The sequence below is a fragment of the Micromonospora sp. WMMD734 genome, assembly GCF_049178975.1.
Lineage (GTDB): Bacteria > Actinomycetota > Actinomycetes > Mycobacteriales > Micromonosporaceae > Micromonospora > Micromonospora wenchangensis.
In genome coordinates, this window is the sequence record NZ_JBMHMK010000001.1 from 3250945 (window position 1) to 3268064 (window position 17120).

A 17120-nucleotide genomic window follows, 5' to 3' on the forward strand; every position below is an offset into this window, starting at 1 on the left:
ATGCGCCGCCGGGGGAAAAACTGTGACGGCTCAGCCGGTGAGCGCCTCCAGCGCCAGGTCCACGTCCGCCTCGGTGGTGGAGAGGTGGAACGCGACCCGGACCCGCCCGGCGCGCACCGCCGCCCGGACCCCGGCACGGGCCAGCCGCTGCCCTGCGTCGGGCACCTCCACGGTGACGATCGCGCTGTGCCCCGGCGGCCGGCCCAGCCCGGCCCGGAACCGGTTGGCCAAGGCCACGTCGTACGCCCCGATCGTCGCCGGGCCGAGCGCCGCGACCAGCTCCAGCGCCGGGGCGGTGCCCACCCAGCTGAACCAGGCCGGGGAGCTGTCGAACCGGCGGGCGTCGTCGGCCAGCCGCAGCGGCGGACCGTAGTAGGTGGACAGCGGGTCCTTGCCCGCGAACCAGCCGGCGGCGTCCGGACGCATCCGCTCGCGCAGCTCCGGGGCCAGGTAGGCCAGCGCCGAGCCGCGCGGCGACACCAGCCACTTGTACGTCCCGACCGCGACCGCGTCGGCCAGCGCCGCGTCGAACGGCAGCCACCCGCACGCCTGGGTGGCGTCCACCACCACCAGCGCGCCGTGCGCGCGGGCCGCGGCCACGATCTCCGCGTACGGGGCGACGGCCCCGTCGGCCGACTGCACCAGGCTGAACGCGACCAGGTCGGTGTCGGCGTCGATCGCGTCGCACAGGCCGGCCAGCGGCACGGTGCGCACCCGCACCCCGCGTTCCTCCTGCACCAGCCAGGGGAAGAGGTTGGCGGTGAACTCGACCTCGGGGACGACCACGGTGGCCCCGGCGGGCAGGGCGGCGGCGATCGGCCCGAGCAACTGCGACACGCTGCCGGCGACCGCGACGTCGGTCACCGGCACCCCGACCAGGCCGGCGAACGCCGCCCGGGACCGCCCGGTCGCCTCCTCCCACACCTCATGGGAGGTACGCCCCACCCGCCAGTCGGCCAACGCCTCCTGCACCGCCGTCCAGACCGGCTGGGGCGGCAGCCCGTAACTGGCGGTGTTCAACCAGCCGGGTTCCGGCTGCCACAGCTCGCGTGCCTGCGCCAACTCCATGCGTCGAGGCTAGTGACACCCCCGCGCGCCCGGTCAGCACCAATCCGCCGGTGGTGGCCCGCACCCGACCGGCCCCGGTTTGACCTGCTGGCCTAGGTTGGTGATCCACAAAGCGACGCTCCCTCGGAAGGGTGATGCTCCGTGCCCGTCGGCTTCACGTTCGCCGTCATCCTCGCCATCGGGGCGCTGGTCGCCGGAGCGGTCCGGCTCCTCGCCCGGTACCCGGCGGTCAAGCGCACCAGCACGCTGGTCGCGTTCGGCTGCCTGGCCGGCGCGCTGCTGTTCGGGATCGGCGCCAGCGCGCACTCCGTGCCGATCCGCTCGGTCGGCATCGTCACCAGCTTCAACAAGCCTACCGGCGAGGTCACCGGCTCCGGGCTCAAGTGGGTCGCCCCCTGGCAGAAGGTCGGCGAGTGGGACGCCGGCCGGCAGAAGTACGACCACATCGGCGGCGACAAGTGCGTCCGGGTCCGCACCGGGACCCTCGCCGACGCCTGCGTCGAGGTGCTGGTCGAGTGGCAGGTCAAGCCGGAGAACGCGCCGAAGCAGTTCATGGACTACAAGGGCGACTTCGAGAGCTTCCGGGGCCAGCGGGTGGGGGTGCAGCTCGACAGCGCGGTCAACGACGCCTTCGCCACGTACAACCCGCTGGAGAAGATCGACGCCCGGACGGGGAACCTGAACGTCGACCTGAAGCCGTTCGCCGAGAACATTCGGGGCAACGCCGAGGGCCGGCTCTCCGGCGACGTCGACATCCTGTCCGTCACCATCACCCGGGTCAACCACGACGACAAGACCGAGGGCAACATCAAGGCATTCCAGGACAAGCTCGCCCAGACCCGCAACCTCGAACAGGACCGTAAGAACGCCGAGATCCAGAAGCAGATCACCGAGACCAACGCCAAGGTCGACAAGGTGTCCCGCTGCCTGGAGATCGCCGAGAAGAACGGCTCCACCCCCGGGCTGTGCATCAACCCGGGGATCGTCACCGGCGGCAAGTGACCGGTGCGCCGGGCGGTGGTGACCACCGCCCGGCGGGTCAGCTGACGTTGGCCGGGCCGAGGACGCTCTTGAGGTCACCCATCAGCGCGGTGGTGGCGGCCACCCGGAACGGGCCGAGCCGCAGGGTGGTCACCTTGCCGCCGTTGAGCAGCTTGACGTGCACCTCGGTGTCGCCCGGGTGCAGCACCAGGGTCTCCTTGAGCCGTTCCACCAGCGGCGGGGTGCAGCGGTGCACCGGGATGGTCAGCGTCACCGGCTTGCTGCCGGGGGTGCTGCTGACGTCCGGCATGGACATGTCCATCGCCATGATCCGGGGGGTGTCGTCGCGCCGGTCCACCCGGCCCTTGACCACCACGATCGCGTCCTCGGCGATGTACTGGCCGATCACCTCGTAGGTGTTCGGGAAGAACAGCGTCTCCACCCCGCCGGCCAGGTCCTCCAGCGCCGCCGAGGCCCAGGCCCGACCCTGCTTGGTGACCCGGCGCTGGACGCCGGAGAGGATGCCGGCCAGGGTGACCACCGCGCCGTCGGGCACGGTGCCCTCCTCCGACAGCGCGGCGATGGTGGTGTCGGCCGCCGCGCCGAGGACGTGTTCCAGGCCGAACAGCGGGTGGTCGGAGACGTAGAGGCCGAGCATCTCGCGTTCGAAGGCGAGCTTGTCCCGCTTGTCCCATTCCGCGTCGCCGATGGTCGGCATCACGGTGGTGCTGCCGGTGTCGGCGTCACCGAAGCCGGCCCCGAACAGGTCGTACTGGCCGACGGCCTCCTTGCGCTTGACGTCGGCGAAGGCGTCGATGGCGTCGGCGTGCACGGCGAGCAGGCCCTTGCGGGTGTGCCCCAGCGAGTCGAACGCACCCGCCTTGATCAGCGATTCGATGGTCTTCTTGTTGCAGACCACCGCGTCGACCTTGGACAGGAAGTCGTAGAAGTCGGCGTACTCGCCCTTCTCGTCGCGGCACCGCATGATCGCCGCGACCACGTTCGCCCCGACGTTGCGCACGGCGGCCAGGCCGAACCGGATGTCCTTGCCGACCGGGGTGAACGGGCCGGCGGAGGTGTTCACGTCCGGCGGCAGCACCTGGATGCGCATCCGGCGGCACTCCGACAGGTAGAGCGCCATCTTGTCCTTGTCGTCACCGACGGAGGTCAGCAGCGCCGCCATGTACTCGGCCGGGTAGTGCGCCTTGAGGTACGCCGTCCAGTACGACACCAGGCCGTACGCCGCCGAGTGCGCCTTGTTGAAGGCGTACCCGGCGAACGGCACCAGGACGTCCCACACGGCCTGGATGGCCTCGTCGGAGTAGCCGCGCTCACGGCAGCCGTCGCGGAACGGGATGAACTCCTTGTCGAGGATCTCCTTCTTCTTCTTGCCCATCGCCCGGCGCAGCAGGTCGGCCTGGCCGAGGGTGTAGCCGGCGAGGATCTGCGCGGCGCGCTGCACCTGCTCCTGGTAGACGATCAGGCCGTGGGTGGGTGCCAGGATCTCCCGCAGCGGCTCCTCCAGCTCCGGGTGGATCGGGGTGATCTCCTGGAGGCCGTTCTTGCGCAGCGCGTAGTTGGTGTGCGAGTCGACGCCCATCGGGCCGGGCCGGTAGAGCGCCAGCACGGCCGAGATGTCCTCGAAGTTGTCCGGCTTCATCAGCCGCAGCAGCGAACGCATCGGCCCGCCGTCGAGCTGGAACACCCCGAGGGTGTCACCCCGGGCAAGCAGGTCGTAGGCGGGCTTGTCGTCCAGCGGCAGGCCCAGCAGGTCGAGTTCCCGGCCGTGGTTGAGCTGGATGTTCTTGACCGCGTCGTCGATGATCGTCAGGTTGCGCAGGCCGAGGAAGTCCATCTTCAACAGCCCGAGCGACTCGCAGGTCGGGTAGTCGAACTGGGTGATGATCACCCCGTCGGCGTCCCGGCGCATCAGCGGGATGTGGTCGATGATCGGCTCGGCGGACATGATCACGCCGGCGGCGTGTACACCGGTCTGCCGGATCAGCCCCTCGATGCCCTTGGCGGTGTCGATCACCTTGCGGACGTCCGGGTCGGTCTCGTAGAGGCCGCGGATCTCGCCGGCCTCGGCGTACCGGGGGTGCTTCGGGTCGAAGATGCCGGTGAGCGGGATGTCCTTGCCCATCACCGCCGGGGGCATCGCCTTGGTGATCCGGTCACCGACCGCGTACGGGAAGCCGAGGACCCGGGCCGAGTCCTTGATCGCGGCCTTCGCCTTGATCGTGCCGAAGGTGGCGATCTGGGCGACCTTGTCCTCGCCCCACTTGTCGGTGACGTACTTGATCACCTCGCCGCGCCGACGCTCGTCGAAGTCGATGTCGACGTCCGGCATCGAGACCCGCTCGGGGTTGAGGAACCGTTCGAAGATCAGGCCGTGCGGGATCGGGTCCAGGTCGGTGATGCCCAGCGCGTACGCCACCAGCGAACCGGCCGCCGAGCCACGCCCCGGGCCGACCGCGATGCCCTGGTTCTTGGCCCACTGGATGAAGTCGGCCACCACCAGGAAGTACGACGGGAAACCCATCTGGTTGATGACGCCCAGCTCGTACTCGGCCTGCACCACGTGGCCCTCGGGGATGCCGCCGGGGTAGCGGCGGGCCAGCCCCTTGAAGGTCTCCTTGCGGAACCAGGACTCCTCGGTCTCCCCCTCGGGCACCGGGAAGCGCGGCATCAGGTTGTGGAACTCGAACATCCCGCTCGGGTCGACCTTCTCGGCCACCAACAGGGTGTTGCGGCAGCCCTGCTGCCAGAACTCCGAGGAGTCGACCGCGCGCATCTGGTCGGCGGACTTGACGAAGTAGCCGCCGCCGTCGAACCGGAACCGGTTGGGGTCCGCGACGTTGCTGCCGGTCTGTACGCAGAGCAGCACGTCGTGCGCCTCGGCCTGCGCCTCGTGGGTGTAGTGCGAGTCGTTGGTGACCACCGGCGGGATGTCCAGCTTGCGGGCGATGGTGATCAGATCGTCGCGGACCCGCTGCTCGATCGACAGCCCGTGGTCCATGATCTCCAGGAAGTAGTTCTCCTTGCCGAAGATGTCCTGGTAGGCGGCGGCGACCTTGAGCGCCTCGTCGAACTGGCCGAGCCGCAGCCGGGTCTGCACCGCGCCGGACGGGCAGCCGGTGGTGGCCATGATGCCCTCGGCGTGCTCGGCGATCAGCTCCATGTCCATCCGGGGCCACTTGACGTAGTGCCCCTCCATGGACGCCCGGGAGTTGAGGGTGAACAGGTTCTTCAGGCCCTGCGCGTTGCGCGCCCACATGGTCTTGTGGGTGATCGCGCCGTTTCCGGAGATGTCGTCGCTCTTCTGCTCCGGCCGGCCCCACTTGACCCGGGCCTTGTGGTAGCGCGACTCCGGCGCGACGTACGCCTCGACGCCGAGGATCGGGGTGACGCCGGCCGCCATGGCCTGCTTGTAGAAGTCGTTCGCGCCGTGCATGTTGCCGTGGTCGGTGATCGCCACCGCCGGCATCCCCAGCCGGTTGGCCTCGGCGAAGAGGTCCTTCAACCGGGCCGCTCCGTCGAGCATCGAGTACTCGGTGTGCACGTGCAGATGCGCGAACGAATCGCCCATGCGTGGAATCCCCCCGGATCGGATCATGGGTCACGAGATCAGGCCGGTCCACGATAGCGCCGCCCGGGGAAGCCGCCGCACCCGCCGCGCGGACACCTCCGCGCGGAGGTCGTACGGCCCCGCCCGCCGTACACCGACGGTCACCGAACGGTCCCGCGAGCCCACCGCCGACGCGGACGGGGGTGCCCCCACCCGGCCGGGCGGGGGCACCCTGCGACATCCACCGACGCGATCAGACGACGGTGACGGAAACCTCACGGTCGTTTCCGAGGGTGTTGGTCAGTTGCACGGTCACCCCGCCGTAGGTGACGGTGTGGCCGATCGTGGTGAGGGTGGCGTTGACCAGCGCCTTCTCGTCCGCACTGCACGTGGTGACGTCCAAGCCGGGGGTGCGGTCGACCACCTCGACCGGGAAGGGTCCGCCGATGGGGGGAACGTTCCCGCCGGGCCAGGCGCCGCCGCTGAACACCGCGGTGGTCACCCGGTAGACCAGCACTCCGGCCTGGAAGCAGCCCGACGCCACGTCGAGCGTACTGACCTGCCGGTTCTCCACCACCACGGCGGTGTTCCCGCCGGTGTGGACGACCACCGCCTTGGTGCCACCGGCCGCACCCAGGGGAGTCAGGACCGTCGATGCGCTTCCCGTCGTGGTCCGGCAGTCGATCTGGGAGTCGGTGAGCCAGCCCGCCTTCCACTTGTGCCAGGCGAACAGGTCGGGAGCGCTGGCGGAGATGAGGCCCATCAGGTCCCAGCCGCCCACCGCGCGGTGGATGCTGTCGGCGTTGTTGTACGAGTAGAGGTCCGGCAGCCCGAAGAGGTGCCCGGTCTCGTGGTTGAGGATCTTGTAGCCCCAGTAGTCGACGTCCTGACCGAAGGTGACGGCGTGGCGCAGTTCGACCCCGTCGGCGGTCACCCCGCCACCGGGGGCCGCGACCCAGGCCGGCGAGATGTCGAAGGTCGTCGCGGACTTCGGCGGCACCACGTAGACGATCTGGTAGGAGCTGAAGTCGATCGCGGCGTTCGCGGCGGCCACCGCGGCGGCCACGTACGACCGCTGGGTGGTGAAGCTCGACTTGTAGCCGGCGAAGTTGCCGTGGGGCTGCAGGATGTGCCGCCACGCGGTGTCGAAGGTCAACTGGAGGTTCAGCGCGCCGTACGAGGCCTGGGTGAAGACGTTCGGGGCGGCGCTGAACATGCTGGTCCGGCCAGCCAGCTCCCCGGCGACCGGGGCCGCGTTGGTGAAGTCCACGAACAGCACGATGCCCCGGACGGTGCCGCTCGGCGGCAGCCAGGTGGCGTAGTTGGTCGGCCCCTCGTGCTGCCACCCGGTCGCCGGGGTGGGCAACTGGCAGGGACTGACCAGTGTCGACCGGGCGGCCCCCACCGCCGAGCCGCCCGCGGCCGACGGCGCTCCGGCCGGTGACGCCGCCGTCGCCGGCACGGCCGGGGCGAGCAGCACCCCGGCCACCACCACCGCGAGGGCCGTCCTGACCCGGACGCTCAGCGACGTCCACATCCTCCTGCGGGACCTTCTGTCGTTCGCTGGTTCGCTCATGGTGCCGACCCTGCCAAGGTGCCCATCAGACTCGCATCGGTAAAAACCACCTAGTCGCCGCGCCGGAGATCCACCCGATGGTCCCGCTGGTCGACGACGACGGTCCCGGGCCGCAGACCGGGCCCGGGACCATCGGGTCGACATCAGTGCATCGCGGTCAGGGCCGCCGCCTCCTGCTCGGCACGCTCGTCGCCACTGACCTCGTGCAGCGGCTTCTCCCTGATGAACAGGACCGCGACCAGGGCGAGCAGGGCGATCGGGGCACCGATGAGAAACAGCTCCGAGGTGGCGGTGGCGTACGCCTCCCGTACGATCGCCAGGACCGGGGCGGGCAGCGCGGACAGGTCGGGCACCTCGGTGGTGCCGCCGCCGGTGACGCCGGCCGCCGGGCCGAGCTGCTCGGTCATCAGGCCGGTGACCCGGTTGGCCAGCACCGCGCCCAGGGCGCTGACCCCGATCGCGCCACCCATGCTGCGGAAGAAGGTCAGCACCGAGGTGGCCGCGCCGAGTTCGTGGGCGGGCACGTCGTTCTGGGCGGCGAGGACCAGGTTCTGCATCAGCATGCCCACGCCGGTGCCGAGCACCGCCATGTAGAGCGACAGCAGCGGCACACCGGTGTCGGCGTCGATGGTGCTCAGCAGCAGCATCCCGACGGTCATCACGGCCGCGCCGACCACCAGGTAGACCTTCCACCGGCCGAACCGGGTGATGAGCTGACCGGCGACGGTGGAGGAGACCAGCAGGCCGAGGATCATCGGCAGGCTCATCAGGCCGGCGACGGTCGGCGACTTGCCCAGCGACGTCTGGAAGTACTGCGACAGGAACACCGTGCCGCCGAAGAGGGCCACCCCGACCAGCACACTGGCGACCGTGGTCAGCGTGACGGTACGGCTGCGGAAGATGCGCAGCGGGATGATCGGTTCGGGCACTCTCGACTCGACCCACACCGCCAGGGCCAGCAGCACCAGCCCACCGACGACCATCAGCGCGGTCCAGCCCGAGGCCCAGGCGAACCGGTGCCCGGCCAACGACGACCAGACCAGCAGGGTGGACACGCCCGCGGTGATCAGCAGCGCCCCCCACCAGTCGATGCGCGCCTTGCGGCGGACCACCGGCAGGTGCAGGGTGCGTTGCAGCAGGACGATCGACAGCAGGCTGAACGGCACGCCGATCAGGAAGCACCAGCGCCAGCCCAGCCAGGAGGTGTCGACCAGGACGCCGCCGATCAGCGGGCCGGCGATCGTGCCGACGCCGAACACCGCGCCGAAGATGCCGGCGTACCGGCCCAGCTCCCGGGGCGGGATCATGGCCGCCATCACGATCAGCGCCAGGGCGGTCATCCCGCCCGCGCCGACGCCCTGCACGATCCGGCTGGCCAGCAGGGTCTCCACGTTGCGGGCGAGCCCGGCGATCAGCGAGCCGAGCACGAACAGGCCGAGGGAGAGCTGGATGAGCAGCTTCTTGCTGTAGAGGTCGGCCATCTTGCCCCACAGCGGCACGGTGGCGGTCATCGCCAGCAGCTCGGTGGTGACGATCCAGGTGTAGACGGTCTGGCTGCCGTCGAGTTCGGCGATGATGCGGGGCAGCGCGTTCGCCACCACCGTCGAGGCGAGGATCGCCACGAACATGCCCACCATCAGGCCGGAGAGGGCCTGGAGGACCTCCCGGCGGGACATCCGGCCGGGGCCCGCCTCGGGCGGGGTCGACGCGGCAGTTGCGGTCATGGACGGTTCCTTACCGGGTTCGATGCACGCCCGGCGCGGTCGCGCCGGGCCGGGCGGGGGTACGGGGGTCCGGCAGGCCGGCGGCGACGGCGGCGAACGCCTCGTCGAGCAGGTCTGCCAGGGAACGGGACCCGCCGCTGGTGGCCCAGCGGACCATCGCGGTGCGCAGCGCGGCCCCGGTGACCGCCACCACGAGGGCGGGATAGCCGTCGTCCGGGCCGTGGCCGGTCCGCGCCGCGAGCGCCTCGACCATGGCCTGCTCGGTCTCCGCGTTGCCGGAGACCAGCCGGGCCAGCAGCATCGGGTGCTGCATCACCACCTGCATCCGCAGCAGCCACAGCGCGGCGTCGCCCTCCACGTCGTCGATCACGCCGGCCAGGGCCGACCGGATCGCCGTCAGCGCCGGTACCTGCGCCGGCACGGCGGCCAGCGCCCGCAGCACCCGTTCCCGGTCGCCGGCGGTGTCGCCGACCAGCGCGTCGTCCTTGGTGGCGAAGTAGTTGAAGAAGGTCCGGGCGGAGACGTCCGCCGCCTCGGCGATCTCCTCGACGGTGACCTGGTCCAGCCCCCGCTCGGCGACCAGGCGCAGGGCGGCGGCGGCCAGTGCGGCGCGGGTCTGCCGCTTCTTGCGGTCCCGCCGTCCGAGTCCCTCGTCCCTGGTCACGGTGGGAGCCTACGAACAAAAGTGCAGTGCCTGCAAACTTGCGTAATGTGACATGAAACTCGGCGGCGTCCCGCGCCGATGCGGGGTGGCCCGGCCGGTCCCGGCGGCCTAGCCTCGACGGCACCACACCACGGCGCTCGGGGGACGGTCATGCTCCTCGCGGACGACATCGACGAGCTGGCCCGGGCCGCCGCCCGGGGCGACCCGGGGGCGCTGGACGCGCTGCTGACGGCGGTCCGTCCCGAGGTGCTGCGGCTGTGCGGCCGGCTGCTGCCGCACCGGGAGGACGCCGAGGAGGCCTGCCAGGACGCGCTGCTGGCGGTGGCCCGGGGCATCGGGCGCTTCGAGGGCCGCTCGTCGTTCCACACCTGGCTGTACCGGCTCACCGCCAACCGGGCCCGGTCGACGTACCGGACGCTGCGCCGACGCTGGCAGGTCGAGGCCGGCGGGGTGCCGCTGCCCGACCCACCCGACCCGCGACGCACCAGTGTGGTCGCCGGCACCCGCCTCGACCTGCTCGACGCGCTGGACGCGGTACGCCCCGAGGCGGCCGAGGCGCTGACCCTGCGCGACCTGCTCGGCCTGTCGTACCGCGAGATCGCCACCCTGCTCGACCTGCCGGAGGGCACCGTGAAGTCCCGCGTCCACCAGGCCCGCCGCCAGGTCCGGGAACGGCTGACCGGTGGCTGAACGGACCGGGCGGTGGCTGGCCGCCGTACTGGTGCTCGTACCGGTGACGGGCTGCGCGGCCCCGGTCGCCCCGCTCCCGGTCCGGCCCCCGACGGCCACCCCGGTCACCACGACGGACGCCCCGGCGACCGGCGCGGCCCCGACCTGGTCCGACCCGACCCCCGGCACCGTGGCCGCGACGCCGTCGCGGCCCGCGCCGCCACCGTCCACTCCCGGCCGGACCCCGCGCACCCGGCCCCCGTCGGCCAGCCCCCGGCCGAGCGCCTGCCTGGGCCCGGTCCGCTACGACCTGGTGCTCGCCGACACCGAGTTGGCGCTGGTGACCTCGCTGTGCCTGGGCGTCGGCGGGGTGCTCCGGCTCCAGGGGATCGGCCCCGGCGAGGTCACCGTGGACCAGGAGGACCTGGTCGACCAGAACTACGAGGCCGGCGTGGTCGACCTCCGCTTCCTGCGCGCCGGCACCGTCGTGGTGACCATCCCGTACGAAGGGACGACGTACCTGGTCACGGTGGTGGTCGTCTAGACCGGTCGGACCCGCACCCCGGCCAACAGCGCGTCGACGACCTCCGGCCCGCTGCCCGGCGGCGGGACGACCTGCACGTAGAGCAGCCCCGACCGGCCCGCCCGGCTGGCCGCCTCGACCAGCACCGGCCGCCCCTGCGGGCAGGCGAACCGGGCGACCACCCAGACCGTCGCGTCCCGGCGCAACCGCCGTACCGGGGCGGCCACACAGTCGGCGTGCGGACGCTGCGCGACGAAGTCCGCCGGGGTGGACCGCCGGCCCAGGGTCGCGGAGAGGCCGACGAAGGCCCCCGGCACGGCCGGATCGGTCGCCCACCGGCCCGGGTCGGGCGAGACGACGAGCGCCGGTTCGAGCCGCCCCCGGGCGTCGTACCGGCCGGCCCAGCCTGTCCCGGCGGCCCGCCAGCCGGCCGGCAGGAGCACGCTCACCGGCCCGCTGCGCCCCCACCGGCCATCGGCCACGGGCCGGGCGGCATCACCGGCGGTGGCACCCACCGCGACCAGGATCAGGGCACCGACCCCGGCCAGGCCCAGCCGGCGCGCCACCCGGCGACCGGCAGCCGGCCCCGCCCGGCCGGCCGGGGTGGCGGGGTCGTCGGGTGCGTCGGCGGCCCGGCGCAGCGCCGCCCGGAAGGCGTCCGCGTCGGGGTAGCGGTCGGCGGGACGGGGCGCGGTGGCCCGGCGCAGCACCGCCACCACCGGCGCGGGCACCCCGGCCAGGTGCGGCCGGGGGCCGGGGCCGCCGAGCAACCGCAGGCCGAGCCGACCCAACCCGAACACGTCGCTGCGGGTGTCCACCACGGCCAGCGGATCGTCCTGTTCGGGCGCCATGTAGCCGGGCGTACCGGCGCGGGCGGTCAACCCGGAGGCGGCGGCCAGCGCCTTGGCCAGCCCGAGGTCGGCGATGACCACCCGTTCCCCGTCGGCGGTCGAGGTGAACAGCACGTTGCCCGGGGTGAGGTCGCGGTGCACCACCCGCTCCCGGTGCAGCACGGCGACCCCGGCGGCGATCTCGTCGAGCAGCGCCAGGGCCAGCGGCACCGGTGGGGTCCCGGCGGCCAGCCGGTCCCGCAGGCTTCCGCCGTCGGCCAGGGCCAGCACCGCGTACGGCCGACCGTCGGGCAGTTCGCCGACCGCGTGCACCCGGACCAGCCGGGGGTGGTCGAGCCGCCGCAGCAGCCGGGCCTCCTCCCGGAAGCGTTCGCGGACCCGCAGGTCGTGGCTCCAGTTCTCGGCCAGCACCTTGATCGCCACCCGGGAGTCGAGAGCGGGATCGTGACCGAGCCAGACGGTCGCGAAGGAGCCGGCACCGAGCAGCCGTCGCACCCGGTAGGGCCCGATCCACGCCGGAGTGCCCATCGTCCCAACCACACCGCACGGTAACCGGCGGCGGCGGATGCCGGCGTCCGCCGGGACCGGTCGGAAAGCCGACGAACGGATTCCGGCCGGGCGGGGACCAACAGAACGACAGACCCGTACCCGTGAAGGAGTTGTCATGCGTCATCTCCGCACCATTCTGCTCACCGGCGCGCTGGCCCTGGCCGTCGTCGCGCCTGCCGCTCCGGCCGGGGCGCATCCCGGCGTCCGGTCGGGGTCCATCGTGGACGACCTGTCGGGCGTCGCCACCGACCGGCGGCCGGGCGGCCCGCCGGGGCGCTCCACCGCCGGCACCGACCTGCTCGACGTGCGGGGGGCCGGCCCGTTCCGGATCGGCGCGTCGCTGGACCGGCTCACCGCGGCCGGCCTGATCGACTGGACGGTCGTCGAGTGCGACGGGGTGGTCCAGGCCGGCGTCACCGGCGAGTGGGCCGGGGTGATCCTGGTGGCCTTCCGCAACGGGCGGCTGGTCGAGGTGGGTACCGCCACCGCTCCGCCCCGCTCGCCGGCCGGTGCGTCCGTGGGCATGTCCTTCGCCGAGGTGGCGCGGATCTACGGCCGGCGGGGCGCGTTCATCCGCAACGACGCCGGGGACGCCACGGCGTACCTGGTGCGGTTCGGCAGCCGGGTCGAGCTGTTCACCGGGCACCCGATCAGGCCGGGCGTGGGCTACTTCCAGGTCGGCAGGGCCGACCACGTCGAGCGGAACTTCCGGCAGGGCCGTTCCTGCTGACCAGCCGCGGCAGGGGGCCGGGGCGGCGGGGGATCCCGTCACCCCGGCCCGCATAGTGCCGCCCCCACATTGCTGTGGAGATGGACATTAGTGTGTGCCACACAGTATGGTGTGAGACATGGTCAACGAGGAGGTTCTGCGGACCCATCTCCAGGAGCTGCGCCGCGGCACGGTGGTGGTGGCCAGCCTGCTGGCCCTGCGCGCCCCCGACTACGGCTACGCGCTGCTGCAACGCCTCGCCGGGCACGGCTTCCCGGTCGACGCCAACACCCTCTACCCGCTGCTACGGCGGCTGGAGGAACAGGGGCTGCTGACCAGCGAGTGGAACACCGAGGAGAGCCGGCCGCGCAAGTTCTACCGGACCAGCGCCGACGGCGAGACGGTGCTGGCCCGACTGCTCGACGACCTCGCCGCCGTGCAGACCTCCGTGACCGGGCTGATCGAAGGAGTCGACCGATGAGCACCCTGACCGACCGCTACCTCGCGGCCACCCTGCGGGCGGTGCCGGCCCCACGGCGGGAGGAGATCGCCACCGAGCTGCGGGCCGCCATCGCGGACATGGTCGACGACCGGACCAGCGGCGGGCAGGACCCGGCCACCGCCGAACGCGACGTGCTCACCGAACTGGGCCACCCCGAGCGGCTGGCCGCCCGCTACGCCGACCGCCGGCTCCAACTCATCGGCCCGGCCTACTACCTGGTCTGGCAACGGCTGCTGCGCCGGCTGCTGACCGTCATCCCCGGCGTGGTCGGCGTCGTCGTCGGCGTGGCGCAGGCGACCGTCGGCGACAACCCCGGCGGGGCCATCGGGTCGGGCATCACCGCGGCCTTCCAGACCGCGGTCCAGATCGCCTTCTGGGTGACCCTGAGCTTCGCGATCCTGGAACGCACCAACGCCTCCCTCGATCTGCCCGAGTGGAACGTCGACCAGCTACCCGAGGCACCGGCGGAGCGCGACATCAGGCTCCCCGACACCTGCGCCTCGATGGCGATGACCCTGCTCACCCTGGCCTTCCTGCCCTGGCAGCACTTCCGGTCCTGGGCCCGGGACACCGACGGCACGCGCATCCCCCTGCTCGACCCGGCGCTGTGGACGTCCTGGCTGCCGGTGCTCGCCGGCCTACTGGTGGCCGCCATGGCACTGGAACTGGTCAAGTACCGCACCGGCCGCTGGACCCGACCGCTCGTCGTGGCCAACGCCCTGCTCGACCTGGCCTTCGCCGTACCGATGATCTGGCTGCTGCTCGGCGACCGGCTGCTCAACCCGGACCTGGTCGCCCGGTTCAGCTGGCTGCGCGACGGCGACGGCCTCGGCCTCACGTCCCGGGTCACGGTCGTGGTCATCGTGGCGGTCACGGTATGGGACATCGCCGACAGCACGCTGAAGGCCCGTCGGTCGGCCGCCGTCCGCGCCGACGCCTGAGCCCCGGTCCCGGTCCGACGCACACGGGGACGCCGGACCGGGACCGGCACCACGAACAGCGGGCCGGCCAGCGGGGAACACTCCCCCGTCGGCCGGCCCGCAGGCGTTCCGGTCCCGCCGTCAGGCGTCCACCGCCGCCATCACGTCGTCCGAGACGTCGAAGTTCGCGTACACGTTCTGCACGTCGTCGCAGTCCTCCAGCACGTCGATCAGCTTGAAAATCTTGCGGGCGCCGTCCTCGTCCAGCGGCACGTTGACGCTGGGGATCAGCGAGGACTCGGCCGACTCGTACTCGATCCCGGACTCCTGCAGGGCGGTGCGGACCGCGATCAGGTCGGTCGGCTCGGAGACCACCTCGTACGCCTCACCGAGGTCGTTGACCTCCTCGGCCCCGGCGTCGAGGACCGCCATCATCACGTCGTCCTCGGTGGTGTCGGCCTTGGGCACGATCACCACGCCCTTGCGGGAGAACATGTACGACACCGAGCCGGCGTCGGCGAGCGAACCGCCGTTGCGGGTCAGCGCGGTACGCACCTCCGTGGCGGCCCGGTTGCGGTTGTCGGTCAGGCACTCGATCAGCATGGCCACGCCGTTCGGGCCGTACCCCTCGTACATGATGGTCTGCCAGTCGGCGCCGCCGGCCTCCAGGCCGGAGCCGCGCTTGACCGCGCGGTCGATGTTGTCGTTCGGCACCGAGCTCTTCTTGGCCTTCTGGATGGCGTCGAAGAGGGTCGGGTTGCCGGCCGGGTCACCGCCGCCGGTGCGCGCCGCGACCTCGACGTTCTTGATCAGCTTGGCGAACATCTTGCCGCGCTTGGCGTCGATGACGGCCTTCTTGTGCTTGGTGGTCGCCCACTTGGAGTGGCCGGACATCTCATACCTCCGTCTGTTGACTCACGCCCCGCGTCGACTGGCCGCGCCGACTCCAGACCAGGACCGGCCGCGCTGGAGGGCTGCGACGGGCAGTGCCCGCGCCGAACCGCGGCAATCCTACCGAGAGCACCGACCCGGCCGTCACACCCGGCGCGTCACCACCACCGACCCGCCGGAAAATCGTCACGAATGACCCGGTTCATCGCGGTGGGCCGGCCCGCCTCACGGGCGGACCGGCCCAGCCGTGAGGCGGACCGGCCCAGCCGCCGGGGGCCGGCGCCGGCTCAGCGGGCGGCGGCGACCAGGTCGGCGAAGTAGCGGTGCAGCCGCAGGTCGCCGGTCAGCTCCGGGTGGAACGAGGTGGCCAGCAGGTTGCCCTGACGGACGGCGACCACCCGGTCGACGGCCGGCCCACCGGTGACCCGGCCCAGCACCTCGACGCCGGGGTCGACCCGCTCGACCCACGGGGCCCGGATGAAGACGGCGTGGAACGCGGGCCCGTCGACCCCGGCGACGCGCACCGGGGCCTCGAACGAATCAACCTGCCGACCGAACGCGTTGCGCCGCACGGTCATCCCGATACCGGCGAAACCCCGCTGGTCGGGGCGGCCGTCCAGCACCTCGGCGGCCAGCATGATCATGCCGGCGCAGGAGCCGTAGACAGGCATCCCGGCGGCGATCCGCTTGTCGACCGGCTCGCGCAACCCGAAGATGTCCACCAGCTTGCTCATCGTGGTGGACTCCCCGCCGGGAACGACCAGCCCGTCGACCGCGTCCAGCTCGGCCGGCCGGCGCACCCGGCGGGCGTCCGCGCCGACCCCGGCCAGGGCGGTGAGGTGCTCCCGCACGTCGCCCTGCAACGCCAGCACCCCGATCACCGGTGCGCGCACGGCCGCCCCTCCCGACGCCGTTGCCCCCGGGTCACCAGCCGCGCTCGGCGAGGCGGTGCGGCTGGGGGATCTCGTCGACGTTGATGCCGACCATCGCCTCGCCGAGCCCCCGGGACACCTTGGCCAGCACGTCCGGGTCGTCGTGGAAGGTGGTGGCCTTGACGATCGCGGCGGCCCGCTGGGCCGGGTTGCCGGACTTGAAGATGCCGGAGCCGACGAAGACCCCCTCCGCGCCGAGCTGCATCATCATCGCGGCGTCGGCCGGGGTGGCGATGCCGCCGGCGGTGAACAGCACCACCGGCAGCTTGCCCGTCTCGGCGACCTCCCGGACCAGCTCGTACGGGGCCTGCAACTCCTTGGCGGCGACGAACAACTCGTCGGCCGGCAGGGAGCTGAGCCGGGCGATCTCCTGGCGGATCCTGCGCATGTGCATGGTGGCGTTGGAGACGTCCCCGGTGCCCGCCTCACCCTTGGAGCGGATCATGGCCGCGCCCTCGGTGATCCGGCGCAGCGCCTCGCCCAGGTTGGTCGCGCCGCACACGAACGGGACGGTGAACGCCCACTTGTCGATGTGGTTGGCGTAGTCGGCCGGAGTCAGCACCTCGGACTCGTCGACATAGTCGACGCCGAGCGACTGGAGGATCTGCGCCTCGACGAAGTGGCCGATGCGGGCCTTGGCCATCACCGGGATGGAGACGGCCTGGATGATGCCGTCGATCATGTCCGGGTCGCTCATCCGGGACACGCCGCCCTGGGCCCGGATGTCGGCCGGCACCCGCTCCAGTGCCATCACGGCCACCGCGCCGGCGTCCTCGGCGATCTTGGCCTGCTCGGCGGTGACCACGTCCATGATCACGCCACCCTTGAGCATCTCGGCCATGCCCCGCTTGACGCGGGCGGTGCCCCAGACCTGGGCGTCACCGGCGTTCGGGGAGGTCGTTTCGGGCACGGCTCATCACTCCTCGGACGTGCTGGGGGTGGGTTCCGGCTGATGCTACGACCGGGTCGACGCCGTTCCGACAGCCAATCGGC

At 72.1% G+C, this 17120-nt stretch carries 15 protein-coding genes; 6 read left to right on the forward strand and 9 right to left on the reverse strand.

What is annotated here, in order from left to right:
* Positions 1-30: 30 nt before the first annotated feature.
* Complete coding sequence (locus tag ACN267_RS13785; protein WP_421488847.1) at positions 31-1068, reverse strand: aminotransferase class V-fold PLP-dependent enzyme; 1038 nt, start codon at positions 1066-1068, stop codon at positions 31-33.
* 141 nt (positions 1069-1209) lie between these two features.
* Between ACN267_RS13785 and ACN267_RS13790 the strand changes: the two genes are divergently transcribed.
* The gene (locus tag ACN267_RS13790) at positions 1210-2070 is read left to right on the forward strand and encodes an SPFH domain-containing protein (RefSeq protein ID WP_204961347.1); all 861 of its coding nucleotides are present in this window, start codon (positions 1210-1212) and stop codon (positions 2068-2070) included.
* 37 nt (positions 2071-2107) lie between these two features.
* On the opposite strand, the gene dnaE is transcribed toward ACN267_RS13790, so the two are convergent.
* The 4 genes from dnaE to ACN267_RS13810 form a co-directional block, all read right to left on the reverse strand.
* Complete coding sequence (dnaE, locus tag ACN267_RS13795) at positions 2108-5638, reverse strand: DNA polymerase III subunit alpha (protein WP_421488848.1); 3531 nt, start codon at positions 5636-5638, stop codon at positions 2108-2110.
* Between the two features lie 232 nt (positions 5639-5870).
* On the reverse strand, positions 5871-7193 hold the full coding sequence (locus ACN267_RS13800) for a M6 family metalloprotease domain-containing protein (RefSeq protein WP_421488849.1): 1323 nt from the start codon (positions 7191-7193) through the stop codon (positions 5871-5873).
* Between the two features lie 143 nt (positions 7194-7336).
* A complete protein-coding gene (locus ACN267_RS13805; RefSeq protein WP_421488850.1) occupies positions 7337-8917 on the reverse strand; it encodes an MDR family MFS transporter in 1581 nt (526 codons plus the stop codon).
* 10 nt (positions 8918-8927) lie between these two features.
* Positions 8928-9581 carry a TetR family transcriptional regulator gene (locus ACN267_RS13810; RefSeq protein WP_421488851.1) on the reverse strand — a complete coding sequence of 218 codons (654 nt, stop codon included), beginning with the start codon at positions 9579-9581 and terminating at the stop codon, positions 8928-8930.
* A 150-nt stretch (positions 9582-9731) separates the two neighbouring features.
* Between ACN267_RS13810 and ACN267_RS13815 the strand changes: the two genes are divergently transcribed.
* Together ACN267_RS13815 and ACN267_RS13820 are read left to right on the forward strand one after the other, a co-directional pair.
* Positions 9732-10271 carry an RNA polymerase sigma factor gene (locus ACN267_RS13815; protein WP_421488852.1) on the forward strand — a complete coding sequence of 180 codons (540 nt, stop codon included), beginning with the start codon at positions 9732-9734 and terminating at the stop codon, positions 10269-10271.
* Entirely contained in the window at positions 10264-10794 is a 531-nt protein-coding gene (locus ACN267_RS13820; protein ID WP_421488853.1) for a hypothetical protein, read from the forward strand. The genes ACN267_RS13815 and ACN267_RS13820 overlap by 8 nt, the downstream gene beginning before the upstream one ends.
* Here ACN267_RS13820 and ACN267_RS13825 read toward each other — a convergent pair.
* Positions 10791-12152 carry a serine/threonine-protein kinase gene (locus ACN267_RS13825; protein ID WP_281898951.1) on the reverse strand — a complete coding sequence of 454 codons (1362 nt, stop codon included), beginning with the start codon at positions 12150-12152 and terminating at the stop codon, positions 10791-10793. The genes ACN267_RS13820 and ACN267_RS13825 overlap by 4 nt on opposite strands.
* A gap of 136 nt (positions 12153-12288) precedes the next feature.
* Here ACN267_RS13825 and ACN267_RS13830 point away from each other — a divergent pair, with 136 nt between their 5' ends.
* The 3 genes from ACN267_RS13830 (at position 12289) to ACN267_RS13840 (ending at position 14325) form a co-directional block, all read left to right on the forward strand.
* Positions 12289-12903: a hypothetical protein gene (locus tag ACN267_RS13830; protein WP_421488854.1), complete on the forward strand. Its 615-nt coding sequence runs from the start codon at positions 12289-12291 to the stop codon at positions 12901-12903.
* A gap of 118 nt (positions 12904-13021) precedes the next feature.
* On the forward strand, positions 13022-13363 hold the full coding sequence (locus ACN267_RS13835; protein WP_204961339.1) for a PadR family transcriptional regulator: 342 nt from the start codon (positions 13022-13024) through the stop codon (positions 13361-13363).
* The gene (locus ACN267_RS13840) at positions 13360-14325 is read left to right on the forward strand and encodes a permease prefix domain 1-containing protein (RefSeq protein ID WP_421488855.1); all 966 of its coding nucleotides are present in this window, start codon (positions 13360-13362) and stop codon (positions 14323-14325) included. The genes ACN267_RS13835 and ACN267_RS13840 overlap by 4 nt, the downstream gene beginning before the upstream one ends.
* Before the next feature lie 120 nt (positions 14326-14445).
* Here ACN267_RS13840 and ACN267_RS13845 read toward each other — a convergent pair whose 3' ends face one another.
* From ACN267_RS13845 to pdxS, 3 genes are all read right to left on the reverse strand, one after another.
* Complete coding sequence (locus tag ACN267_RS13845) at positions 14446-15198, reverse strand: YebC/PmpR family DNA-binding transcriptional regulator (protein ID WP_204961337.1); 753 nt, start codon at positions 15196-15198, stop codon at positions 14446-14448.
* A gap of 284 nt (positions 15199-15482) precedes the next feature.
* Positions 15483-16088 carry a pyridoxal 5'-phosphate synthase glutaminase subunit PdxT gene (gene pdxT / locus ACN267_RS13850; protein ID WP_204961336.1) on the reverse strand — a complete coding sequence of 202 codons (606 nt, stop codon included), beginning with the start codon at positions 16086-16088 and terminating at the stop codon, positions 15483-15485.
* A 31-nt stretch (positions 16089-16119) separates the two neighbouring features.
* Positions 16120-17037 carry a pyridoxal 5'-phosphate synthase lyase subunit PdxS gene (gene pdxS / locus ACN267_RS13855; protein WP_204961335.1) on the reverse strand — a complete coding sequence of 306 codons (918 nt, stop codon included), beginning with the start codon at positions 17035-17037 and terminating at the stop codon, positions 16120-16122.
* Positions 17038-17120 lie beyond the last annotated feature (83 nt).

What these genes read in the sequence shown, in the direction of transcription:
- ACN267_RS13845 (WP_204961337.1), bottom strand. Translation starts at nt 15,198, where the DNA reads ATGTCCGGCCACTCCAAGTGGGCGACCACCAAGCACAAGAAGGCCGTC.
- dnaE (WP_421488848.1), bottom strand. Translation starts at nt 5,638, where the DNA reads ATGGGCGATTCGTTCGCGCATCTGCACGTGCACACCGAGTACTCGATG.
- ACN267_RS13840 (WP_421488855.1), top strand. Translation starts at nt 13,360, where the DNA reads ATGAGCACCCTGACCGACCGCTACCTCGCGGCCACCCTGCGGGCGGTG.
- ACN267_RS13785 (WP_421488847.1), bottom strand. Translation starts at nt 1,068, where the DNA reads ATGGAGTTGGCGCAGGCACGCGAGCTGTGGCAGCCGGAACCCGGCTGG.
- ACN267_RS13815 (WP_421488852.1), top strand. Translation starts at nt 9,732, where the DNA reads ATGCTCCTCGCGGACGACATCGACGAGCTGGCCCGGGCCGCCGCCCGG.
- ACN267_RS13830 (WP_421488854.1), top strand. Translation starts at nt 12,289, where the DNA reads ATGCGTCATCTCCGCACCATTCTGCTCACCGGCGCGCTGGCCCTGGCC.
- ACN267_RS13835 (WP_204961339.1), top strand. Translation starts at nt 13,022, where the DNA reads ATGGTCAACGAGGAGGTTCTGCGGACCCATCTCCAGGAGCTGCGCCGC.
- ACN267_RS13825 (WP_281898951.1), bottom strand. Translation starts at nt 12,152, where the DNA reads ATGGGCACTCCGGCGTGGATCGGGCCCTACCGGGTGCGACGGCTGCTC.
- ACN267_RS13800 (WP_421488849.1), bottom strand. Translation starts at nt 7,193, where the DNA reads ATGAGCGAACCAGCGAACGACAGAAGGTCCCGCAGGAGGATGTGGACG.
- ACN267_RS13805 (WP_421488850.1), bottom strand. Translation starts at nt 8,917, where the DNA reads ATGACCGCAACTGCCGCGTCGACCCCGCCCGAGGCGGGCCCCGGCCGG.